At 67.2% G+C, this 23,150-nt stretch carries 23 protein-coding genes; 15 read left to right on the plus strand and 8 right to left on the minus strand.

All coding sequences use genetic code 11. The annotated features are described in order from the left end of the window. Positions 1-9: 9 nt before the first annotated feature. On the plus strand, positions 10-2,244 hold the full coding sequence (gene parC / locus EV667_RS10985; RefSeq protein ID WP_131835386.1) for a DNA topoisomerase IV subunit A: 2,235 nt from the start codon (positions 10-12) through the stop codon (positions 2,242-2,244). A 99-nt stretch (positions 2,245-2,343) separates the two neighbouring features. Here parC and EV667_RS10990 read toward each other — a convergent pair whose 3' ends face one another. The 6 genes from EV667_RS10990 to hemB form a co-directional block, all read right to left on the minus strand. Then, the gene (locus EV667_RS10990) at positions 2,344-4,362 is read right to left on the minus strand and encodes a PhoX family protein (protein WP_131835387.1); all 2,019 of its coding nucleotides are present in this window, start codon (positions 4,360-4,362) and stop codon (positions 2,344-2,346) included. A 105-nt stretch (positions 4,363-4,467) separates the two neighbouring features. After that, positions 4,468-5,217 carry an arginyltransferase gene (locus EV667_RS10995; protein ID WP_131835388.1) on the minus strand — a complete coding sequence of 250 codons (750 nt, stop codon included), beginning with the start codon at positions 5,215-5,217 and terminating at the stop codon, positions 4,468-4,470. A gap of 100 nt (positions 5,218-5,317) precedes the next feature. Beyond that, the gene (locus EV667_RS11000) at positions 5,318-5,833 is read right to left on the minus strand and encodes an RDD family protein (protein WP_131835389.1); all 516 of its coding nucleotides are present in this window, start codon (positions 5,831-5,833) and stop codon (positions 5,318-5,320) included. Between the two features lie 125 nt (positions 5,834-5,958). After that, complete coding sequence (locus EV667_RS11005; RefSeq protein WP_131835390.1) at positions 5,959-7,185, minus strand: threonine ammonia-lyase; 1,227 nt, start codon at positions 7,183-7,185, stop codon at positions 5,959-5,961. An 8-nt stretch (positions 7,186-7,193) separates the two neighbouring features. Continuing rightward, positions 7,194-8,537, minus strand: a complete 1,344-nt coding sequence (locus EV667_RS11010) for a branched-chain amino acid ABC transporter permease (protein WP_131835391.1) — start codon at positions 8,535-8,537, stop codon at positions 7,194-7,196. Between the two features lie 8 nt (positions 8,538-8,545). Further along, entirely contained in the window at positions 8,546-9,607 is a 1,062-nt protein-coding gene (gene hemB / locus EV667_RS11015; RefSeq protein ID WP_131835392.1) for a porphobilinogen synthase, read from the minus strand. Positions 9,608-9,860: 253 nt separating this feature from the next. Here hemB and EV667_RS11020 point away from each other — a divergent pair, with 253 nt between their 5' ends. The 3 genes from EV667_RS11020 (at position 9,861) to ldtR (ending at position 12,047) form a co-directional block, all read left to right on the plus strand. Continuing rightward, positions 9,861-10,931 (plus strand): enoyl-CoA hydratase/isomerase family protein, encoded by a 1,071-nt coding sequence (locus tag EV667_RS11020; protein WP_131835393.1) that lies wholly within the window; start codon positions 9,861-9,863, stop codon positions 10,929-10,931. 25 nt (positions 10,932-10,956) lie between these two features. Next, positions 10,957-11,388 (plus strand): DUF6163 family protein, encoded by a 432-nt coding sequence (locus EV667_RS11025; protein WP_131835394.1) that lies wholly within the window; start codon positions 10,957-10,959, stop codon positions 11,386-11,388. Positions 11,389-11,525: 137 nt separating this feature from the next. After that, positions 11,526-12,047: a transcriptional regulator LdtR gene (gene ldtR / locus EV667_RS11030; RefSeq protein WP_131835395.1), complete on the plus strand. Its 522-nt coding sequence runs from the start codon at positions 11,526-11,528 to the stop codon at positions 12,045-12,047. Positions 12,048-12,061: 14 nt separating this feature from the next. Here ldtR and EV667_RS11035 read toward each other — a convergent pair whose 3' ends face one another. Beyond that, positions 12,062-13,093 (minus strand): histone deacetylase family protein, encoded by a 1,032-nt coding sequence (locus EV667_RS11035; protein ID WP_131835396.1) that lies wholly within the window; start codon positions 13,091-13,093, stop codon positions 12,062-12,064. Between the two features lie 243 nt (positions 13,094-13,336). Between EV667_RS11035 and glyA the strand changes: the two genes are divergently transcribed. The 9 genes from glyA (at position 13,337) to EV667_RS11080 (ending at position 21,178) form a co-directional block, all read left to right on the plus strand. Then, positions 13,337-14,644 (plus strand): serine hydroxymethyltransferase, encoded by a 1,308-nt coding sequence (gene glyA / locus EV667_RS11040; RefSeq protein ID WP_131835397.1) that lies wholly within the window; start codon positions 13,337-13,339, stop codon positions 14,642-14,644. Positions 14,645-14,653: 9 nt separating this feature from the next. Then, positions 14,654-15,172, plus strand: a complete 519-nt coding sequence (gene nrdR, locus EV667_RS11045) for a transcriptional regulator NrdR (RefSeq protein WP_131835398.1) — start codon at positions 14,654-14,656, stop codon at positions 15,170-15,172. A gap of 31 nt (positions 15,173-15,203) precedes the next feature. Beyond that, positions 15,204-16,316 (plus strand): bifunctional diaminohydroxyphosphoribosylaminopyrimidine deaminase/5-amino-6-(5-phosphoribosylamino)uracil reductase RibD, encoded by a 1,113-nt coding sequence (ribD, locus tag EV667_RS11050; protein WP_131835399.1) that lies wholly within the window; start codon positions 15,204-15,206, stop codon positions 16,314-16,316. A gap of 1 nt (position 16,317) precedes the next feature. Continuing rightward, positions 16,318-16,908, plus strand: coding sequence for a riboflavin synthase (locus EV667_RS11055; RefSeq protein WP_131835400.1), 591 nt, complete (start codon positions 16,318-16,320; stop codon positions 16,906-16,908). 42 nt (positions 16,909-16,950) lie between these two features. After that, a complete protein-coding gene (gene ribH / locus EV667_RS11060; RefSeq protein WP_131835401.1) occupies positions 16,951-17,445 on the plus strand; it encodes a 6,7-dimethyl-8-ribityllumazine synthase in 495 nt (164 codons plus the stop codon). A gap of 5 nt (positions 17,446-17,450) precedes the next feature. Beyond that, entirely contained in the window at positions 17,451-17,945 is a 495-nt protein-coding gene (gene nusB / locus EV667_RS11065; protein ID WP_131835402.1) for a transcription antitermination factor NusB, read from the plus strand. Positions 17,946-17,958: 13 nt separating this feature from the next. Continuing rightward, positions 17,959-18,969 carry a thiamine-phosphate kinase gene (thiL, locus tag EV667_RS11070; protein ID WP_131835403.1) on the plus strand — a complete coding sequence of 337 codons (1,011 nt, stop codon included), beginning with the start codon at positions 17,959-17,961 and terminating at the stop codon, positions 18,967-18,969. Positions 18,970-19,078: 109 nt separating this feature from the next. Continuing rightward, a complete protein-coding gene (locus tag EV667_RS11075) occupies positions 19,079-19,843 on the plus strand; it encodes an ABC transporter substrate-binding protein (protein WP_131835404.1) in 765 nt (254 codons plus the stop codon). Between the two features lie 93 nt (positions 19,844-19,936). After that, the gene (locus EV667_RS11080; RefSeq protein WP_131835405.1) at positions 19,937-21,178 is read left to right on the plus strand and encodes an NAD(P)/FAD-dependent oxidoreductase; all 1,242 of its coding nucleotides are present in this window, start codon (positions 19,937-19,939) and stop codon (positions 21,176-21,178) included. 18 nt (positions 21,179-21,196) lie between these two features. On the opposite strand, the gene EV667_RS11085 is transcribed toward EV667_RS11080, so the two are convergent. Next, the gene (locus tag EV667_RS11085; RefSeq protein ID WP_131835406.1) at positions 21,197-21,733 is read right to left on the minus strand and encodes an outer membrane protein assembly factor BamE; all 537 of its coding nucleotides are present in this window, start codon (positions 21,731-21,733) and stop codon (positions 21,197-21,199) included. Positions 21,734-21,952: 219 nt separating this feature from the next. Between EV667_RS11085 and EV667_RS11090 the strand changes: the two genes are divergently transcribed. Both EV667_RS11090 and EV667_RS11095 read left to right on the plus strand, forming a co-directional pair. Continuing rightward, the gene (locus EV667_RS11090) at positions 21,953-22,516 is read left to right on the plus strand and encodes a ubiquinol-cytochrome C chaperone family protein (RefSeq protein ID WP_131835407.1); all 564 of its coding nucleotides are present in this window, start codon (positions 21,953-21,955) and stop codon (positions 22,514-22,516) included. Then, complete coding sequence (locus EV667_RS11095) at positions 22,513-23,052, plus strand: YceD family protein (RefSeq protein ID WP_131835408.1); 540 nt, start codon at positions 22,513-22,515, stop codon at positions 23,050-23,052. The genes EV667_RS11090 and EV667_RS11095 overlap by 4 nt, the downstream gene beginning before the upstream one ends. The last annotated feature ends 98 nt before the right edge of the window (positions 23,053-23,150 follow it).

Here is a 23,150-nt window from a genome sequence, read left to right on the forward strand (position 1 = left end):
GCACAAGACATGGGTGAGCCACCGATTCCGACCGATGACGGCACGATCGAACCGATCGGGCTCAAGGCGGCGCTTGAGGAGCGCTACCTTGCCTACGCGCTGTCGACCATCATGCACCGGGCGCTGCCGGACGCGCGCGATGGGCTGAAGCCCGTGCACCGCCGCATCCTCTACGGCATGCGCCTGCTGCGGCTTGATCCCGGCGGGGGCTTCCGCAAGAGCGCCAAGATCGTCGGCGACGTGATGGGCTCGTTCCATCCCCACGGCAACATGGCGATCTATGACGCCATGGTGCGCCTCGCGCAGGATTTCTCGCAGCGCTATCCGCTGGTCGACGGGCAGGGCAATTTCGGCAATATCGACGGCGACAACGCCGCCGCCGAGCGCTACACCGAGGCCCGGCTGACCGAGGTCGCGCGTCTCATCCTCGACGGCATCGACGAGGACGCGGTCGATTTCCGGCCCAACTATGACGGCACGACGGAAGAGCCCGTCGTCATGCCGGGCGCTTTCCCAAATCTGCTGGCCAACGGCTCCACCGGCATTGCTGTCGGCATGGCAACCTCGATCCCGCCGCACAACGCGGCCGAGCTGATCGACGCCAGCCTGCATCTCATCGACAACCCGCAGGCCACCACCGACGACCTGCTGGCCTTCGTGAAGGGTCCGGATTTCCCGACCGGCGGCGTCATCATCGAATCCCCGTCCTCGATCGCCGACGCCTATGCCACCGGGCGTGGCGGCTTCCGGTTGCGCGCGCGCTGGGAAAAGGAAGAAACCGGGCGCGGCACCTATGTCATCGTTGTCACCGAGATTCCCTATGGCGTGCCCAAATCGCGCCTCGTGGAGAAGATCGCCGACCTGCTGAACGAGAAGAAGCTGCCGCTTCTGGCCGATGTGCGCGACGAGAGCGCCGAGGATGTGCGCCTCGTGCTGGAGCCGCGCGCGAGAAATGTCGATGCCGAACTGCTGATGGAGAGCCTGTTCCGGCTCACCGAGCTGGAAACACGCTTTCCCCTCAACATGAACGTGCTGGTCGGCGGGCTTGTGCCCAAGGTCGTCAGCCTGCTGGAAGCGCTGCGCGAATGGGTCGACCATCGCCGCGAGGTGCTGCTGCGCCGCTCGCGCCACCGGCACGGAGAGATCGAGCACCGGCTGGAAGTGCTGGGCGGCTACCTGATCGCCTATCTCAACCTCGACGAGGTGATCCGCATCATCCGCGAGGAGGACGAGCCTAAGCCCGCCCTGATCGCCCGCTTCGAGCTCACCGACGTGCAGGCGGAAGCCATCCTCAACATGCGCCTGCGCTCATTGCGCAAGCTTGAGGAATTCGAGATCCGCAAGGAGCACGACGCGCTCTCCAAGGAGAAGGACGGCATCGAGAAGCTGCTCGCCTCCGAGGCGCGCCAGTGGAAGACCGTTGCCGCGCAACTGGCCGAAACCCGCAAGATGTTCGCGCCCGAGACGGCGCTCGGCCGCCGCCGCACCACCTTCGGCGAGGCCTCGGTGCACAAGGCGGATGCGGTGATCGAAGCGTTGGTCGAGCGCGAGCCGATCACCATCGTCGTCTCGGAGAAGGGCTGGATTCGGGCGCTCAAGGGCCATGTCGCCGATCTGACGGCGCTCGCTTTCAAGGGCGACGACCGGCTCAGGATCACCTTCTTCACCGAGACCACGGCCAAGCTGCTGGTGTTTGCCACCAATGGGCGCTTCTACACGCTCGATGCCTCCAAGCTACCCGGCGGGCGCGGCCATGGCGAGCCGCTGCGCCTGTCGATCGAACTGGAGCAGGAGGCCGATATCCTCGACGTGTTGCCCTATGTCGGCGGGCGCCGGCTGCTGGTGGCGGCGAAGGAAGGGCGCGGATTCCTCGTTTCCGAGGATGATTGCCTCGCCAACACCCGCAAGGGCAAGCAGATCCTCGGTGTCGACGGGCAGGACGCGGTGAAGGTCACGCCGGCCGCAGGCGACAGCGTCGCGGTGATCGGCGAGAACCGCAAGCTGTTGGTCTTCCCGCTGTCGCAGATCCCCGAGATGGCGCGCGGGCGCGGCGTGCGGCTGCAACGCTACAAGGACGGCGCGATGAGCGACGTGAAGGTGTTCGCTGCCACCGACGGCCTCACCTGGACCGATACGTCGGGCCGCACCTGGACCGTGACTGACCTCACCGACTGGCGCGGCGAACGCGCCGGCGCCGGCCGCCTGCCGCCCAAGGGCTTTCCGCGCAACAACAAATTCGGCTGAGACGGGCCCCGAGGGCCGGCCCGGCACTATCGGTTTCTCCGCCTCCCGAAATTCCCCTCATCCCCAGGTAAAGCCCGGGGATGAGGGGCAGCGATCTCGTCACGAACCGATCGTGCCGCCATCCTTTTTGGTGATGACGACCACGGCCGGGCGTACCGGCATGTCGTCCTTGAAGTCGGGCCAGCGGGTGGAGAGATCCTCGTAATAGGAAGGCCGGCCGAAGGGTGCCCAATCCGTGCCACCATCGCCCGGATGCTGCACGGCGACAAAAGCGGTGCGGTCGTCCGGCGTGAAAAGCGGGCCACACATCTCCGCGCCCACCGGCACGCGGAAGAACAGCTTCGAGGTCGCCCGCGCGCCACCCTCGGTGTCCACCGCCCAGAGTCCGTCGGTGCGGCCGGTGTCCTTGGGGTTGTTGCCGTCGGTCGATACCCAAAGCCGGCCGGCGGAATCGACGGCGCAGTTGTCGGGCATGCCGAACCAGCCATTGCGGGTGGTGTCGGTGGAGAAAGTGGCGCCCACCGCCGCGACGGAAGGATCGCCGCATTTCAGCAGGACTTCCCATCGGCCATTGGTGGCGGCGAAGTCGCCATCCGCCTCGGCGATCTCGATGATATGGCCGAAGGCGTTCTTGGCGCGGGGATTGGCGGCGTCGACCTGGTCGTCCTTGCGGCGCGTATTGTTGGTCAGCATGACATAGACCTTGCCGTTGACGCCGTTCGGCTGGACATCCTCGGGACGATCCATCTTCGTCGCACCGAGCAGATCGGCGGCGCGGCGGGTTTCGATCAGCACATCGGCCTGGCTGTCAAAGCCGTTCGCGGCGGTCAGCGAACCCTGGCCGAACACCAGCGGGAGCCATTCCAGCGCGCCGTCGGCATCGAATTTCGCGACGTAGAGCGTGCCAGAATCGAGCAGGTCCATGTTGGCGGCGCGGTCATTCGGGTTGAACGTGCCCGAGGTGACGAATTTGTAGACATAGTCGAAGCGCTCGTCGTCGCCGAGATAGAACACGACGCGCCCGTCCTTGGCGACGATCGACTCCGCGCCCTCATGCTTGAAGCGGCCGAGCGCGGTGCGCTTCTTCGGCACGGAGTTGGGGTCGTTCACATCGACTTCGACGATCCAGCCGAAACGGTTCGGCTCGTTCGGCTCCTTGGCGAGGTCGAAGCGGTCATAGACGTTGCCCCATTCATAGGAGGCTTCCGGCACGCCGTAGCGCTTGTAGTTGGCGGCCTCCTTGTTGCCTTCGGGCAGCGTGCCGAGGAAATAGCCGTGGAAATTCTCCTCGGCCATGACATAGGTGCCCCAGGGCGTAACGCCACCGGCGCAGTTGTTCAGCGTGCCGATCACGCGTGTGCCGGTCGCGTCTTCCGCCGTCTTCAGGCGTTCGCTGCCGGCGGCCGGGCCGGTGATCTGCATCGGCGTCGTCGCGGTGATCCGACGGTTCAGTTTGCCCTCGCGCACCACCTGCCAGGTGCCCGCGACCTTGCGGATTTCGACGACGGTGCCGCCATGCGCGGCCATCTCGATGTCGACGCGCGCCTTGTCCGCCGGCGCCACCTTCAGCTTGCCCTCGGCGACGCTGACGATGCCGGGGAACATCAGGTGCTCGTTGGTATATTCGTGGTTCACCACCAGCAGCCCGTGCTCGGACGAGCCGTCGAGCGGGATGAAGCCGACATAGTCGTTATTGTAGCCGAACTGCCGGCGCTGGGCCTCGGCGGTCTGGTTCGTCGGGTCGAATTCCGGCGAATCGGCGAACAGCGGGTCGCCCCAGCGCAGCAGCACCTCGGCGTCATAGCCCTCGGCGACATGGTGGGTCTCGTCGACGCCGGCCTCGACCTCGACGAAGCTGAAGGCCGAGTCACTGGCGGACCCGGCGCCGTCGCTGGCAGCCTGTGCCTTCCCGGCCGACATCAGAGCGACGGGCCCGACGGTGGCGGCGATGGCGGAGACGGCGAGGGCACCCCGGAGAAGGCCACGGCGGGAAAAGCGGATCGAGATCAGCTCGCCCATGGTCGGGTTGAGCGTCGGGTTGCTGCCTGCGCCGTCGGCCTCTTCCAGCAGGCTGGTGCGGAAGGGCGATTCCTGGTGTGCAGAAAGGTCGTCGGTCATGGGGGGCTCCGGCAATCTGTCCCGCTCCGGGTTGGAAGCGTTCCAGTGTGCTAGACGCGGGACGTCACAACGCGATGACGCGAGGTACGGCCGAGGAGAACCCGCCTATTCCTCCACCCGCAGCCAGCCTGCCGGCGCGAGGCGTTCCTGCGGCAGGAAGCGGCGCTTGTAGTTCATCTTGTCGGAGCCCTCGACCCAGTAGCCGAGATAGACATAAGGAAGGCCCATGGCCTTCGCCTTGGCGATGTGGTCGAGGATCATATAGGTGCCGAGCGAGCGGCCGGCCCGCTCCGGGTCATAGAACGAATAGACCATGGACAGGCCGTCGGCGAGCACGTCGGTCAGCGCCACGCCGTAGAGCGCGCCCTGTCCGCGCCCGCTCACCGCCGTGCCGGGCCCGTGACGCCGGTATTCGATCAGCCGGGTGCGGACATGGCTGTCCTCCACCATCATCGCGTAGTCCAGCACCGTCATGTCGGCCATGCCGCCATCGGAGTGCCGGCTGTCGAGATAAAGCCGGAACAGCGAATATTGCTCGGCGGTGGGGATCGCGGCGCGGATGTCGCCGATGAGGTCGGCATTGCCCTCGCGGACGCGGCGGAAGCTGCGCGTCTCACGGAAATCGTCGACGCACACCCGCACCGAGACGCAGGCGCGACACTGCTCGCAGGCGGGGCGATAGGCAATGGACTGGCTGCGCCGGAACCCGCCATGGGTCAGCACGTCATTGAGCTGGGTGGCCCGCTCGCCGACCAGATGCGTGAACACCTTCCGCTCCGAGCGCCCCGCCAGATAGGGGCAGGGCGAAGGGGCGGTCAGGTAGAATTGCGGTGTGTCGCGCGAGTGTTCGGTCACGGCATGTTCACGTTGCGAATGGCGGAGGATCGCGCGCCCCGGCCGCGACGTCAAAGCCTGCGTTGAGGCGGGCCGCACCAATCCGCAAAGGACCGCAGGTTCAGCGGTAGCCGCGCAGTTCGCCGGCCCGCTCGTCGTTGTTAGTCACGACCGTGCCGATGATGAAATCATGCGCCAGCCGCTTGCGCCGGTTGAGCAGGCCGATGACGGTGACGAAGGGGGTGAAGACGCTCACCGACACCCAGAACAGCACGAGGCTAACCACGGCCAGCATGGGCGACATCGGCGCGCCGTGCCACACCCGCATCTCGATTCCCATGGCGCGCATGCCGAGCGTGGCCGAGCGCGGCCCGCCCAGGGTGAGTCCGACATAGACCAGCGCCCAGACCACATAGCCCGGCCCCAGCAGGCTGAACAAAAACCAGCCGAGCCCTAAAGTGAGAAAGCCGAAGACGAAGATCAGCAGCGCCGCCACGCCGACAGGCGCGCAGATGATCACGGTGTCGATGAGGAACGCCATGAACCGGCGGGAGAGCACGCCGCGAAAATATTCCGGCTCGACGAGCGGATCGAAGGCATAGGGCCTCTCTTCCTCGCCATTGCGTGTATCGAACATGCCGGTCTCCTCCTGCCCCGTCAGGTGGGGTGCCCCACGGCGTGGGCAAGGGCCTGCCGCCCCGCCACTTGTCGAACCGTGGGGACGTTTTTCACGGAGCGCCGCGCCTGGCGCTCCGACGCGCGTCAGCCGGCCGACTGCCAGTCCACCCGCACCACTTCCATGCCGTTCTCGATCAGCGCATGGTAGACCGTGTCGGCATGGGCGCGGTCACGGGTCTCCACCGTCACGTCGAGCCGGGCACCCTTGGCGTGCACGTCAAGGAAATGGCGCTTGTGCTCCACTTCAAGAATGTTGGCGCCAAGGCCGCCCAACAGGCTCGCGATGATGCCGAGTTCGCCCGGCCGGTCCAGCATGGAGAAGCGGAAGGAGACGATGCGCTCCTCGCGCTCCAGTTCGCGCATCATGATCGAGGCGACGATGCGCGGGTCGATATTTCCGCCTGATACCACCAACCCGACCTTGCGGCCGCGATAGCGGTCGGGATCGGCGAGCAGGGCGGCGAGCCCGGCCGCGCCGGCGCCCTCGGCCAGAGTCTTCTGCTGGGTCAGGAACAGGTTCACGGCCCGCTCAATGGTCGGCTCGCCCACCAGCACCACGTCGGACACCAGCGCCGAGACGAGTTCACGCGTCAGTGTGCCCGCCTGCTTCACCGCGATGCCTTCCGCCAGCGTCGCGCCTTCGCAGGGCAGGGACTGCTGGTGGAGCGCGTTCCACATCGAGGGGTAGAGCCGGGTCTCGACGCCGACGATCTCGATGTTCGGCCGCATGTCGCGCGCCGCCACCGCCATGCCGGAAATCATGCCGCCGCCGCCGACGGGCACCAGAAGGGCGTCGAGGTCGGGCGCGTCCTCCAGCATCTCGGAGGCGATGGAGCCCTGGCCGGCAATGACGTGGCGGTCGTCATAGGGATGGACCCAGACCAGATGTTCCGACTGGGCGATGCGGTCCGCCTCTTCCGACGCGTCGCCGACCGATTCGCCGTGCAGCACCACGCGGGCGCCATGCGCCTCGGTGGCGGCCACCTTCACGATCGGCGTATGCTTGGGCATCACGATGGTCGCGCGGATGCCAAGCCGCGCCGCGTGATAGGCCACCGCCTGCGCATGATTGCCGGCCGACATGGCAACGACACCGGCGGCGCGCTCCTGGGCGGAAAGGCTGGCAAGCTTGGTCAGCGCACCGCGCTCCTTGAAGCTCGCCGTGACCTGCAGGTTCTCGTATTTCACATAGACATGAGCGCCCGTAATCGCCGAGAGGCGCGGCGCCGGCAGGGTAGGCGTGCGCAGCACCGCGCCGTCCAGCACCTTGCGGGCGGCGGCGACATCGGCGGGGGTTACGGGCAGGGTCATCGAACCACTCAGAATTCTCGCGGCGAAGCAGCCGCACGCTGAAGAAGGCCTTCCGGCCGCAGAATGAGAACGGCCGCCAGAAGGGAATAGATCACCACGTCGCGATACGCGATATCGAAGGCCGAGGACCACACGATTTCGACGCTGGCGACGAGGGCGGCGCCAAGAAGGGCGCCCGGCACGGAGCCAATGCCGCCAATAATAGCCGAAATCAAGGCTTTGAGCGTCATCGACAGCCCGTCGCCGGGCGTAATCGTTCCATAGGCCACCACCATGGCCACCCCCGCAAGCCCGGCGCAGCTTCCCGCCAGCGCGAAAGTGACGCCCACCAGCCGCGGGACCCGCACCCCGATGAGCGCTGCCATCAGCGGATCATCGGCATGGGCGCGCCAGCTGCGGCCATATCCGGTGAAGCGGACAAGGCCGAGCAGCAGCGAAATGCCGGTCAGCGTGAGGCCGGCGGCAAGGAACTGCGCCGGTGTCGCGGTGGCAATGAAACCGTCCTGCCCGGCGATGAAGATCGGCCGGCTCATGAGCGCGGGCAGCCAGTTTTCACGCAAGGGGGAAGTGAGACGGAAGAGTTCCGCAAGCACGATGGCGACGGCCAGCGTGGCGATGAGCACCGGCTGCGCCGAGCGGGCACGGACGACGATGGGCGCGATCACCGTGCGCCCGATCACCCAGCTCAGCAGCGCCGCGCCGCCGATACCCGCCAGGAGAGCCGCCATCAGCCCGGCCGGCCCGAGCCGCCCCACCGCGCCGGCAATGCTGACCGCCACCAGCATGTAGACGCCTCCGGCCACGGCCACCTCCCCGAAGGCGAGGTTGATCCGTCCATAAAGTCCATGGACCAGTGCAAAGCCGGTGGCGATGAGGCCATAGACACCCATCAGTACAAGCCCACCCAGTGCCTGCTGGAGCCAGTACGCACCGCGCATGCCGAGGCGAAAGAGCGGCGCGCCGCGCGCTTCGCCTCGGCTTTCCTCCAGCCACCAGCGCTTGAGGATGTAGAGCTTCACCACGCCCAGCGGCGTGCCGTCCTGTACGAGCCCGGCGAGTTGGAATCGGCCGGCGCCAGCTTGGGCCGCGAACCGGCAAACGATCTCATGGGGTGCGCTGCCGAGGGGCCCCCGCGCGCGGTAGCGGTAGCGCAGCGCGGCGGGGTCGTTGAGTACCGGCGCAATCTGCGTTTCGACGATTTCGGTGCCCTCGTCGTGAAGGGCAGGCGCCGTCGCCCGGCAAAGACGCGCCTGATCGGCGTCGATCACCGAGCTGCAGCCAGACAGCAGCAGGCCGAGGCACATCAGGGCAAGTTGCAGCAGGCGATGGCAGCCGTTCCTGCAGCCTGGCATGCGCGGCGCTAGCTGTCGCGGGCGAGCTTTTCCGCCACGCGCGGGGCGAAATAGGTGAGGATGCCGTCGGCACCGGCGCGCTTGAACGCCATCAGGCTTTCCATCATCGCCTTCTCGCCGTCGATCCAGCCATTGCGGGCGGCGGCCTCGATCATCGCGTATTCGCCCGACACCTGATAGGCGAAGGTCGGCAGGCCAAAGGTTTCCTTGAGCCGGTAGACGATGTCGAGATAGGGCAGGCCGGGCTTCACCATCAGCATGTCCGCGCCTTCCTCGATGTCTAGCGCCGCCTCGCGCAGCGCCTCCATGCCATTGGCGGGGTCCATCTGGTAGGTGCGCTTGTCGCCCTGGAGGCAGCCGGTTGAGCCCACCGCATCGCGGAACGGCCCGTAGAAGGCGGAGGCATATTTGGCGCTGTAGGCGAGGATCTGGGCGTCGTGGTAGCCCTCACCATCGAGCGCCCGGCGGATCGCCCCCACACGCCCGTCCATCATGTCGGACGGGGCGATGACATCGGCACCGGCTTCCGCTTGCACAAGCGCCTGCTCGACCAGCACGGCCACCGTCTCGTCATTGAGGATGCGACCCTCGCCGTCGAGCAGCCCATCATGGCCATGGCTTGTATAGGGATCGAGTGCGACATCGGTAATCAGCCCGATGCCCGGTACGGCGTCCTTGATGGCCCGCAGGGTGCGGCAGACGAGATTGGCCGAATTCAGCGCCTCGCGTCCATCGGCCGAGCGCAGCGCCGGATCGGTGTAGGGAAACAGCGCCAGTGCCGGAATGCCGAGCCGCGCGGCCCGCTCCGCCTCGCGCACCGCCTCATCGACGGAAAGACGCTCGACGCCCGGCATTGAGCCGATCTCGGTGCGCTCGCCATGGCCGTCCTTGACGAAGATCGGCCAGATCAGGTCGGCGACCGTGAGCGTGTTTTCGCGCAGCAGCTGGCGCGCCCATTCGGACTTGCGGTTGCGCCGGGGGCGCTGCACCAGATCGAGCCGCGACGACGCATCCGGCCGGCCGGAGGGCTCGGGATGGACGGGGCGCGGACGGGCGAAGGGAATGGTCATGGACACGCTCGCAAAGACACTCGCCGAGAGGGCGGGATCCCGCCGCGTCGCCTCCGGCGCGGCACTTTCGAATGGTTATAGCTCCATACGACGCTGCGCGCGACCTCTTCACCCGGTTGATTGCGTATACGCCCGGCCTTGGGTCGCGGGGCATGTTGACGCGGCAACCCTTGCGGCAGCCCTGCTTCGCTGGATGTGGCATTGCGGTCGAGGGGGAAAGGCTTAAGTGGCGGAGCGGGAACAGGGACGCGGCATGAGCGACAGGACAGCAGATATCGGCATCGGCTTCGAGGAGCGCGGCGCGGTCGGCATCGTGACGCTCGACCGGCCACGGGCGCTCAACGCCGTTGACCATCCGATGGTGCAGGCCATGGATGCGCGATTGCGGGCCTGGATCGCCGATCCCCGCATCGCCCAGGTCGTGCTGCGCTCGGCCCATCCACGCGCCTTCTGCGTCGGCGGAGACGTGCGCGCCATGGCGGAGCTCGGGCGCAGCGGCCGCAAGGACGAGGCGCGGCAGTACTGGCGCGACGAATACGCGCTGGACTATCTCATCGCCCGCTACCCCAAGCCCTTCGTCTCCCTGGTCGATGGCCTGTGCTTCGGCGGCGGCTTCGGCCTTACCGGCCATGGCCGCTACCGCGTGGCCGGCGAGAACCTCGGCTTCGCGATGCCGGAAGTTGCCATCGGCCTGTTCCCGGATGTCGGCGGCACGTTCGTGCTGCCGCGCCTTCCCGGCTGGAGCGGCACATGGCTCGCCATGACCGGGGCGCGCATCGGCATGGCGGATGCGCTCGCGCTCGGTCTCTACACCCATCACATCCCGACCGACCGCTGGCCCGAGCTTGTCGACGCGCTGGCGGCGGGCGAGGCGATGGAGACGCTCCTCGGGCGCATGGCCGCCCGTCCACCGGCCCCCGACCTTGCGAGCCTCTACCCGCATATCGACCGCATCTTCGCCGGCGGGTCGGCGGTCGCCATCGCCATCGCGCTGGAAAAGGTGGGCGAGGGGGAGGGCGAGGTGGCCGCCTTCGCACGGCTCCAGCTGGAGACTCTCCGGCGGGCCTCGCCCACCAGCGTCCACATTGCCTTCCAGCAGATGCAGCGCGGGCTCGGCCTCGATCTCGCCGGCTGCCTCGCGCTGGAGTTCCGCCTGGTTTCGCGCCTGCTCAACCAGCATGACTTCTTCGAGGGCGTGCGCGCGGTGCTGGTGGACAAGGACCAGAAGCCAGTCTGGCAGCCGGCTCGATTGGACGATGTCGATCCCGCCTCCATCGCCGCGCTGTTTGACGAACCGCTCGACGACGAATTGCTGCTTGCCTAGCGGCGATTTGGAGTATGGAAGCGGGATGAGTTCGCCCTACGACCCTATCGATGCCACCCTCGGCCCGGCCGGCGCCCGCATGCCGCTCTGGCAATCGCGCGTTCTTCTCTATCTGCGCTGCCTCGCCGGCTTCCTCATGGTGAAGACGGTCTATAGCTGGACCCTCGTCTGCGGCGTCTGGGACGGGGACACCAGTCGCTTCGAAATGCTCTCCTTGGCGGCCCAGTCGGCGGTCATCTGGGCAGCCATCATGAATCCCGTGGCCGCTGTTGGCCTCTGGCTCGGCGCGTCCTGGGGTGTCGTGCTCTGGCTGGTGACCGCGATGGTGCAGATTCTCATCAACGCCTCGGCGCCAGAGGGCGTCGGTCGGCTGATGATCGTTGCCGCCATCGAGACCGTGCTTGTCGCGGCCTACGCCTTCCTCACCTACAAGGCTGCGCGCGAGAGCGAGCGCTAAGCCCTTCACCTTTCGTTAACCTGCTGCGGTGACGAAGGATTCAGCCTGTCGCTTAAACCGATCTTAGCCCCGCCGGCGTGAAGCTCGCCGCCTCATGAGAGGGAGCCAATCCCCATTTCTGAGATCGGGGTACGAACATGCGCGCAGGTCAGGCGGCCAATGTCGTCAGCATCAACGAGGCCGAGGATGAACGGCGGGAATCGATTCGCCCGCTTTACCGGGAAGCCGTGACACTGGTGGAACGGCTGCACCGGCGGCTGCTCGACGTCGTGAAGGACGAACTCGACCGGCGGGAGCGCGAGGACATCAACGCCGTGCAGGCGCTGCTGCTGTTCAACATTGGCGATGCCGAGTTGACCGCTGCCGAGCTGCGCACGCGCGGCTATTATCTCGGCGCCAATGTCTCGTACAATCTCAAGAAACTCGTGGAGACCGGCTTTCTCGACCACCGCCGCTCGCGGGTGGACCGTCGCTCGGTACGGATCCGGCTGACGGGGAAAGGCGAGGAGGTACGCGACCTTGTTGAAGGCCTCCACGCCAAGCACCTCGCCACCATCGAGCAGATCGGCGGTATCGGCCCGCAGGATTTCCAGCAGCTCAACAAGGCATTGAGCCGTCTGGAGCGGTTCTGGACCGACCAGATCCTCTATCGGCTCTGATCGGCCCACGCCTTCTATCGCTGAAGAAACCCTTCCAACGTATTGGCAATGTTGACCCCGATCGCCTCGACGGCATACCCGCCCTCCATCACGAACAGGGTCGGGCGGGAAAGGGCCGCGATGCGGGCACCGATCTTCAGATAATCCGGACTGTCCAACTGGAACTGCGAGATCGGGTCGTCCTTGTAGGTGTCGACACCCAGGGAGACGACCAAGACGTCTGGCCCGAAGGCCTCGATCCGCGCGCAGGCCGCGTCCAATGCGGCACCCCAGCCGGCATAATCCGTGCCCCAGCGCAGCGGGTAGTTCGCGTTGAAGCCCTCGCCGGCGCCGCTGCCGATCTCGTCGGCATAACCTAGGAAATAGGGGAACTCCTGCAGCGGATCGGCGTGGATGTTGCAGACCAGCACGTCCGGGCGGTCATAGAAAATCGCCTGCGTGCCGTTGCCGTGATGGTAGTCGACATCGAGGATGGCGACACGGGCGGCACCTTGGTCCCGCAGGCTTTGCGCCGCCACGGCGGCATTGTTGATGAAGCAGTAGCCGCCCATCGTCGCGGCATGGGCGTGGTGGCCCGGAGGGCGGCACAGGGCGAAGGCGGTTTTCTCGCCGCCGGCGACAAGATCGGCCCCGGTCAGCGCGATATCAGCGGCAGCCTGCACCGCGTCCCAAGTGCCCGCCACCATGCAGCAGCCAGCGTCGAAGGAGAAATGGCCGAGCTTGCCGTCGATGGTCTCGGGCTCGATGTCGGTCCGCATGCCCGGCGCCCGCCAGAAGCTCGGCAGGGCCGGGAACTCCCGCCCGTCGGCCGTCCACATCGCCCATGCATTGGCGAGAAAGCGGACATAGGTGGCGTCGTGGACCTTGAGCAGCGGATCGAGGCCGTGGGCGGCCGGCTCGATCAATGTGCCGAAGGGGCGCTCGCCGATCGCATTGAGGATCATCGCGACTCGTTCCGGTTTCTCGAAGGCCGGGACGACCTGACCGTTCATCAGTTCGACATGGCCGGAATGGCCGAGATGGCGCGGCGAGTGAATGATCTTCATGGCGTGGCCCGGATTCGCGACTGGTGAGGGCGCGACGATACGCGCCGCAGCCACGCCCTGTCATCACCCCGTCTCCGGCGCCGGTGTCGCGCCCTTCCGTTGCGGCTGCCGCCTGCATGCAAGGCACCCTTGCGGGTGGCATGCTTTGAAAGCCCGGGGTGCTGTGCTAAGCGACCCGCCTCGATTTCGCGGTCGGCACGCCGCCGGCCGGGAGGCATCGCCACCGCCCAGGGAGGCCGGTCTATGTCGTCCGAAGCTCATGCTTCTAGCCAAAACTTCATCAACCGTTTCTTCTCGGCTCCGCTGGCCGAGACCGATCCGGAGCTCGCTGGCGCCATCTCCGCCGAGCTCGGCCGTCAACGCGACGAGATCGAGCTCATCGCGTCGGAGAACATCGTCTCGCGCGCCGTGCTTGAGGCGCAGGGTTCGGTGCTCACCAACAAATATGCCGAGGGCTATCCCGGCCGCCGCTATTATGGCGGCTGCCAATATGTCGACGTGGCCGAGCAACTCGCCATCGACCGCGCCAAGAAGCTCTTCGGCGCCGACTTCGCCAACGTGCAGCCCCATTCCGGCGCGCAGGCGAACACCGCCGTGTTCTTCGCCCTCATGCAGCCGGGCGACACCTTCCTCGGCCTGAACCTCGCCGCCGGCGGTCATCTGACCCATGGCGCCTCGGTCAGCCTGTCGGGCAAGTGGTTCAAGCCGGTGCCCTATAATGTGCGCCGCGACGACCAGCGCATCGACTATGAAGAGGTCGCCCAGCTCGCCGACGAGCACAAGCCGAAGGTGATCATCGCCGGCGGCTCGGCCTATCCGCGCCATATCGACTTCGCGAAGATGCGCGCCATTGCCGATTCGGTCGGCGCCTATCTCATGGTCGACATGGCCCATTTCGCGGGGCTCGTGGCCGGCGGCGTGCATCCCAACCCGGTGCCGCACGCGCATGTGACCACGACGACCACCCACAAGACCCTGCGTGGCCCGCGCGGCGGCATGATCCTGACCAATGACGAGACTTTGGCGAAGAAGTTCAACTCCGCCATCTTCCCCGGCACCCAGGGCGGCCCGCTGATGCACGTCATCGCCGCCAAGGCCGTCGCCTTTGGCGAAGCGCTGCAGCCGGAGTTCAAGCTCTACGCGAAGAACGTGGTCGAGAACGCCAAGGCGCTGTCGGAAAACCTGAAGGGCCACGGCTTCGAGATCGTCTCCGGCGGCACCGACACACATCTGGTCCTGGTCGACCTGCGTCCCAAGAAGCTGACGGGCAAGGTGTCGGAGACGGCGCTGGGCCGCGCTCACATCACCTGCAACAAGAACGGCATCCCGTTCGACCCTGAGAAGCCGATGGTGACGTCGGGCGTGCGACTCGGCACCCCGGCCGGCACCACACGCGGCTTCGGCGTGGCCGAATTCCAGCAGGTCGGCGACATGATCGCGGAAGTGCTCGACGTGCTCTCGCAGAAGGGCACGGACGAGGATAGCCTCGTGGAGAGTGCCGTGCGGGGTAAGGTCGCCGATCTGCTCGCCCGCTACCCGATGTACAGCTGAGGTCACAAGATGCGCTGTCCTTATTGCGGAAGCCTCGACACCCAGGTCAAGGATTCCCGTCCCACCGAGGACAGCGCCGCTATCCGCCGCCGCCGCATCTGTCCCGATTGCGGCGGCCGCTTCACCACCTTCGAGCGGGTGCAACTGCGCGAGCTGACCGTGCTGAAGCGCTCCGGCCGCCGCGTGCCGTTCGATCGCGACAAGCTCGCCCGCTCCATCGAGGTGGCGCTGAGGAAGCGTCCCGTCGACCCCGAGCGGGTGGAGCGCCTCGTCTCGGGCCTTGTGCGGCGGCTGGAGAGCATGGGCGAGAGCGAAATCACCTCCGAGATCATCGGCGAGAGGGTGATGGAGAGCCTCAAGCAGCTCGACGACGTCGCCTATGTCCGCTTCGCCTCTGTCTACCGTAATTTCCGGGAAGCCAAGGATTTCGAGACCCTGCTGGGCGAACTGGGGCCCCGGCTCGTCGAGGACGAGGCGACGGACGAACTGCCCGGCGGCCGCCCGCGTGAGCCGGGACTCGACGACTGATGTTCTCCATGCGAGTCCGCTTCCCCACGCCATGACCGGAACCGCCTCTGACGCGTCCCTGATGGCGGCGGCGCTGAGCATCGGCCGGCGCGAGCGGGGCCATACCTGGCCGAACCCCGCCGTTGGCGCGCTGGTCGTGCGCGAGGGCCCGCGCGGACCGCTTGTGCTCGGCCGGGGCTGGACCTCGCTCGGGGGGCGCCCCCATGCCGAACCGCAGGCACTTGCCCAGGCCGGGGAAGGCGCTCGCGGCGCGACGCTCTACGTCACGCTGGAGCCGTGCTCGCACCATGGCGGCACGCCGCCCTGCGTGGACGCGGTGCGCGCCTCGGGCATCTCGCGGGTGGTCGCGGCCGTGCAGGACCCGGACTTCCGCGTCGCGGGACGCGGCTTCGCCATCCTGCGCGAGGCCGGCATTGCGGTCGAGGTCGGGGTCGGCGCGGCACAGGCTCTGGTCGACCATGCCGGGCATATACGGCGCGTCACCGAAGGGCGTCCCTACATCATGCTCAAGATGGCCGTCTCCGCCGACGGCAAGGTCGGGCTGGCGGGACGCCGTCCGGCAGCAATCACCGGGCCGGCGACGCGCGCGCGCGTCCACATGCTGCGGGCCACCCATGACGCGGTGCTCACCGGCATCGGCACGGTGCTCGCGGACGATCCCCTGCTCACCTGCCGCCTGCCGGGCATGCGGGACCGTTCGCCGCTGCGAATCGTGCTCGATGCCGATCTTCGGCTGTCCCCGACCAGCGCGCTTGCCCGCAGCCTCGATGTCGGCTCGCTGTGGATCGTCGCCGCCGAGGACGCACCGGCGGCGCCCGAAGCGATGCTGGGCGCCATGGGCATCGAGGTGATGCGGGTGCGCCGTCGCCCCGATGGCGGGCTCGACCTCAACGACGCGCTGAAGCTGCTGGCCCTGCGCGGCCTCACGCGGGTCATGGTGGAAGCCGGCCCGCGCCTCGTCGCGTCCTTCGTCGCCACGGGCCTGGTCGACGAGGTGAACCTGTTCGAGGCGCCGTCGACCTTAGGTGCCGACGCACTCGATGCACTTGAGGGACTGCCGCTTTCCGCGCTGAACGCCTATCTGTCGGTGGTGGAAGAGGAATGGCACGGCGCGGACCATCTGCGCATCATGAGGCGTCGCTAGAATGTTCACCGGCATCGTCACCGACATCGGCACCCTGCGTGCGGTCGAACCTCGCCACGAGGTGCGGCGGCTCACCATCGCCACGCGCTATGAAACCGCGGGCATCGCGCTCGGCGCCTCTATCGCCTGCTCGGGTGTGTGCCTGACCGTCGTGGCGCTCCAGCCCGACGCCTTCGAGGTCGAGGCGGCGCCCGAGACGCTGGCTGTCACCACGGCAGGCAACTGGGCCGCCGGCCAGCGGCTCAACCTTGAGCGCGCGCTGAAGATCGGCGACGAACTCGGCGGCCACATCGTGCAGGGCCATGTCGACGGTGTGGCGCAGGTGCTGGCGCGCGAAGATCTGGGCGAGACGACACGCTTCACCTTCGATGCGCCAGCCTCCCTGGCACCCTTCATCGCCATCAAGGGGTCGGTCACGCTCGACGGCACCTCGCTGACGGTCAACGAGGTCGACGCCACCCGCTTCTCCTGCCTGCTCATTCCGCACACCCTTGCCAACACCACCTGGAATGCCGTGAGGAAGGGAGGGCGTGTCAATATCGAAGTCGACATGATGGCCCGTTACGCCGCGCGGCTTGCGGAGTTCCGTTGACGCCTGTACGTCGTCGGCTCTGTCAGTTCATGAGGTAACACCATGGCGAGCCCTCGCCCGCCGCGCGCATCCGATGCCGCTCAAACCATGCCGCTTGCCGGCGAGCGGGTTCTCATCGTCGAAGCGCGCTTTTACGACGATATTGCCGACGAGCTTCTGGACGGCGCGCTTGGCGCTGTGGAGGCGGCAGGTGCGAGCGCCGACGTCATCTCGATGCCGGGGGCGCTCGAAATTCCGGTCGCCGCTGCCATCGCGCTCGACGCGGCCCTCGCGGCCGGCAGGCCCTATGACGCAGTCGTGGCGCTCGGTTGCGTGGTGCGTGGCGAGACCTACCATTTCGAAATCGTTGCCGGGGAATCGTCACGTGCGCTGATGGACCTTGCGGTGGCGCGCAAAGTGCCGCTCGGCAATGGCATCCTCACCGTCGAGACCGACGAGCAGGCCTGGGTCCGGGCGCGGGTTTCGGAAGGTAACAAGGGCGGCGGTGCGGCCGAGGCGGCGCTGGCGCTACTTCGCCTCAAGCGCCGGGTCGGGTGAGCGCCATGACCGCAGACGACAAGCCGACCGCCAAATCTGCCGGCCACAAGCCCGTTCGCAAGAGCGCCGCCCGCCTCAACGCCGTGCAGGCCCTCTACCAGATGGACCTCGCGGCGACGCCGCTGTCGGAAATCCTTGCCCAGTTCGAGAGCCACTGGATCGGGCAGGAAATTGAGGGTGACGAGATTGCCGCCGCCGACCTCACCTTGTTTCGCGATATTGTCGGCGGCGTGGTGCGCGAGCAGCGGAGCGTCGATCTGCTGCTGGACGCCGCGCTGGTCCATGGCTGGCCGCTCAAGCGCATCGAGGCGGTGCTGCGCGCGACGCTGCGGGCTGGGACCTATGAACTTTCCGAGCGCCCGGACGTTCCTGCCCGTGTCGTCATCGCCGAATATGTGAATGTTGCGGCGGCCTTCCTCGATCGGGAGGAGACCGGCATGGTCAATGCGGTGCTCGACGGCATTGCGCGGGAGAAGCGGCCGGCCGATTTCACCGGCTAGACGGGAGCAGGCAATGGCGGACGGTTCCAGTGGCGCAAAGCCGTCCGGCGAGGATGCGCTGATCGCCCGGCTGTTCGCTCCAATTGCCACCCATCCCGGGGCGCTGGGCCTCAAGGACGACGCCGCCCTGCTGGCGGTGCCGCCGGCGCATGAACTGGTGCTCACCAAAGATGCGCTGGTTGCCGGCGTGCATTTCTTCGCCGACGACCCGCCGGAAGCGATCGCCCGCAAGGCGATGCGGGTCAACCTCTCCGATCTCGCCGCCAAGGGCGCGCGCCCGCTGGGCGTGATGCTGGCCTTCGCCATTCCGCCCGACATGGATGTCGTCGCGCTCGAGGCCTTCGCTCGCGGCATCGGCGCCGACGCCGCGCTGTATGACGCGCCGCTTCTGGGCGGCGACACCGTGCGGACCCCCGGTCCGTTCACGATTTCCCTCACCGCCATCGGCGCCGTGCCGACGGGCGAGATGGTCCGCCGCACGGGCGCCCGGGCCGGCCAGGCCATCGTGGTCAGCGGCACCATCGGCGACGCGGCACTCGGGCTCGCCCTGCGGCATGCCCCGGAGCGGTCGGGATTCACGGCGTTGAACGGGGAGGAGCGCGCCTTTCTTCTCGACCGCTATTTGCTGCCGCGCCCGCGCCTGCCCCTCATCCGGGCGCTGCGGGAGCACGCCAGCGCGGCGATGGACGTCTCCGACGGGCTGATCGGCGACCTCGCCAAGATGCTGGATGCCTCGGGCATAGGCGGGGAGATCGACACGGCTCGCGTGCCGCTCAGCCCCGCCGCGCGGCGGGCGGTGGAGACCGAGCCGACCCTGCTGGAAGTGGCGCTCACGGGCGGCGACGACTACGAAATCCTCGCCGTCGTGCCGCATCACGCGCTCAGCCGGTTCCACACCGTGGCCACCACGGCCGGCATCGGCGTGTCCGTGATCGGGCACACGGTAGAGGGGCAGGGCCTCATGGTCCGCGACGGCGACGGGGCGCCCGTGTCCTTCGCCCGAGGCAGCTTTAGTCATTTTTGACAGACCCCGCCAAAGGTTGGGTGTTTCCACGATTGCCTGCGGCCCGCCATCGACCTAGCCTCGCGCCTGGGACGCTGGAGCATCCGGCGCCGGTTACGGGAACAGCTACATGAAAATCGCCAGGATTCTGATCGCGGCCGCCGCTCTCGCCATTGGCGCGGGCGCCGTGCAGGCCGAGACCAAGAAGGTTCGCATCGGCACCGAGGGCGCCTATCCGCCCTTCAATTCGGTCGACTCGGCGGGCAAGCTCGTCGGCTTCGACATTGAGATCGGCGAGGCGCTGTGCGCCAAGATGAAGGTGGAATGCACCTTCATCGCGCAGGATTGGGACGGAATCATTCCCGCGCTGCTCGCCAAGAAATACGACCTCATCCTCGCCTCGATGTCGATCACCGACGAGCGCAAGGAAAAGGTGTCCTTCACCATTCCCTACTACCTGACGCCCGGCAGCTTCATCGCGCCCAAGGACACCGCCATCACCGACATCGCCCCGGCGGCGCTGAAGGGCAAGACCATCGGCGCGCAGTCCTCGACCACCGGCGCGACCTATCTCGAAGACAAGTATAAGGATTCCGAGATCAAGCTCTACCCGACCCAGGACGAAGCCAATGCCGACCTGGCCGCCGGTCGCCTCGACGCCGTGCTCGCCGACAAGTTCGTGCTTTATGAATGGCTGGAGAAGTCCACCGACGGCAAGTGCTGCTCGTTCGTCGGGCCGGACCTCAAGGACGTGAACCCGCAGGGTACCGGCATCGCCGTCCGCCAGGAGGACAATGAACTGCGCGAGGCGCTGAACAAGGCGATCAAGGAAATCGAGGCCGACGGCACCTTCGCCAAGATCAACGCCAAGTATTTCCCGTTCCCGATCAACTGACCACCCGTCGGGCGGCGTTCGCTTGCGCCGCCCGACGCTACCGTCACGCGTTTGACGTGCTCACATCGTTGCCCTTCGCCCGCAGGTTCCATCATGAAGACCGACACCATCGTGCTCGGCGCCGGCATTGTCGGCACCAGCGTCGCCCACCATCTCGCGCAGCGGGGCCGGGCGGTCGTGCTCGTGGACCGTCGAGGTCCGGGTGAGGAGACGTCCTATGGCAATGCCGGGTTGGTCGAGCGAGCCTCACTCTATCCCGTCGCCTTTCCGCGCAAGCTCTCGGCACTGGTGGACGTGGCGCTCGGGCGCAATCCGGCGGCGAATTATCATTGGGACGCACTGGTGCGGCTCGTGCCGTGGATGTTTGCTTATTGGCGCGCCTCCGCGCCGGCCCGCCTGCTCGACTATGCCCGCCACATGGAGAAACTCCTTGCCTTCAGCATTGACGAGCACGACCGCCTCGCCCGGGCGGCCGGTGCCACCCATTTCTTCCGCGAGGGCGGCTGGCTGAAGCTCTACCGGACCGAGGCCGGCCTCGACGTCGAGCGCAGCGAGTTCCCGTTGGCCCATAGCTATGGGCTGAGCGCACGCGAGATCAGCGTCGACGAGGCTCTGGCGATGGAGCCCTCGCTGCGTCCGGTGTTCCACGGCGCGGTCATCTGGTCGGACCCGCATTCGGTGTCGAGCCCCGGCGGCGTCACCCAGGCCTATGCCGCCCATTTCGCCGAGTTGGGTGGACAGGTACGCAAGGGCGATGCTGGCAGCCTCGCCCGTCTAGGCGCCGGCTGGACGGTGATGACCGAGGAGGGCAGCGTCGAGGCGCCGGAAGTCGTGGTCGCTCTCGGCCCGTGGGCGATGGACCTGCTACGCCCGTTCGGCGTCAACCTGCCGCTTCAGGTCAAGCGCGGCTACCACATGCATTACCATGCCGAGGGCGGTGCCTCCCTGTCGCGTCCGGTGCTGGATGAAGAGGGCGGCTATGTCATCACCCCGATGGTCGGCGGCATCCGCCTGACCACGGGGGTGGAATTCGCCCGCCGGGACGCGCCCAAATCGCCGGTGCAACTGGAGAAGACCGAGCCTCTGGCGCGCGGCCTGTTTCCCCTCGGCGCGCGGGCGGAGGCCGAGCCGTGGATGGGAAGCCGCCCGGCCTTTCCGGACATGCTGCCGGTGATCGGGCCGGCACCCGGCCAGCGCGGCATGTGGCTCGCCATCGGCCACCAGCATCTGGGCTTCACGCTCGGGCCAATCACCGGCCGCCTTCTGGCGGAGATGATGGACGGCGAGACGCCGTGCACCGACCCCGCGCCGTTCTCGGCCGAGCGTTTCGCGTAAGAGGGCGCGCGCCCCGGATCAAAGACCGGGGGTGAACGTGGTGGCGTTGAAGATCTGCCCCATGAGCGACACTTCGGAGCCGCCGGTCGGCGTCGTCCGGCTGATGAAATCGAACACCTTGCCGTCCTTCAGGCCGTAATCGGCGACGCGGGTAACGCGCTTGTCCTTGGGGTCGAAATAGACCGCGATCACCCGCTGATTGGTGATTTCCGGCCGCAGGAACATCACTTTCCTGGCCTTCTGCGAGATATAATAGAACACTTCGCCGTCGACAGTGGCGACGGTCGACGGCGTGCCGAGCACCAGCAACACCTGCTCCTGGCTCGACCCGATCGGGATCTGGTCCAGCGCCTCCGGTGCGATGACATAGCCGCGCTGCTGCTCCTGCACGAAGCCGGTGGGCGAGCGGGGAAGACCCATGCTGGCTGTCGCCATCGGCATGTCGCCGGAGCAGCCGGTGAGGCCGACCATCGCCACGCCGGCAACCGCCAGCGAGGCCCGGGCGGCGATCCGGGTGCCGGGAGCCTTGTTCCGCGTCGCGCGCGTCGATGCCATCCACTCAACTCCGAAGCTCGTGCCGCATCCGCCGGAGGGCGCTGCGGCAGGGGGCAGAAAGCACAGGGCGGGCCCCTGATGCAACTGTCGAACGCCTGCCGACCGTTCCATCACGGCGCTGCGGCAGACGGCGGGGTTGCCAGCGAGTGCCGCCCGCGTTAACCCGCCATCACAGCCGCACCCGCCGAGGCGGCAGCGGCAACGAGGCAGGAGCCGTCCATGATTCTGCGTTTCTTCCGCCGGAATGACGGAGGCGAGACCATTCAGCGGCTCTATGGCGCGATCGTGGCGCATTCGCGCCAGCCCGTATTTTATACCGATTACGCTGTGCCCGACACGATAGAGGGCCGCTTTGAGATGATCCTTGCCCACGCCTTCCTGCTCTTTCACCGCCTCAAGGTCGAGAGCGAGGAACGCCGTGAGCTCAGTCAGGACGTGTTCGACGCGTTCTGCACCGACATGGACGCCAATCTCAGGGAAATGGGCGTCGGCGACCTGACGGTGCCGAAGAAGATGAAGAAGGTGGCCGAAGCCTTCTACGGCCGTATCGGTGCCTATGAGGGCCCCCTTGAGGCTGGCGACCTTGACGCGCTCTCAGAGGCCGTGCTGCGCAATGTCCACGGCTCGAAGCCGGCATTTGCGCCTGAGGCGCGCGCTTTCGCGCAGTATATGATAGGAGCGGCGGCCGCGCTGCAGGCGGCTGCTTTCGCCAGCCTCGCCGCCGGCGAATTCCCGCTGGCCCCGCCGGCCGCCATCGGCTCCACGGAGACACACCCGTCATGACCGACGCCTCGCCCCTTTCCAAGCCCGTGCTCACCGCCAGCCTGCCGGATCACGGCCTGACCCTGACGCTCGCGCCCGATGCCGCCACCCGCGCTGCCCTGGCGGAGGATTTGGGCATCCCTAGCATTCCGTCCCTGACGGCGCAGGTCATCCTGACGCCTGGGCGCGGCAATACCGTGCATGTCACCGGCCATGTCGATGCCGTCGTCACCCAGACCTGCGTGGTGACGCTGGAGAATTTCGACACGCGGGTATCGGAGGACATCGACCTTAAATTCGCTCCCGCCGAGAAAATTCCGGAGATCCGTCCGGGCGCAGAGATCGACGTTTCCGAACTCGATCTGCCCGACCCGATCATCGACGGAACCATTGATGCCGGCGCCGTGGCGGCGGAATTCCTCGCCCTCGGCCTCGATCCCTATCCGCGCAAGCCTGACGCGCACTTTGAAGGGCCGGACGAGCCGGGACCGGAGGAAGTGTCGCCTTTCGGCGCGCTGGCGAAGCTGCGCGGGAACGACGGGGGCAATGCGGATTAGGCCGGTTCAGGACGGGGAAATGCGCCGGCGCTATTGTCATGGCGGCTCAACTCGGGCATGCCGTCAGCGCGGCGCCGGTGTCGCATCGCCGTCCCTCC

It is taken from the genome of Ancylobacter aquaticus (genome assembly GCF_004339465.1).
Taxonomy (GTDB): domain Bacteria; phylum Pseudomonadota; class Alphaproteobacteria; order Rhizobiales; family Xanthobacteraceae; genus Ancylobacter; species Ancylobacter aquaticus.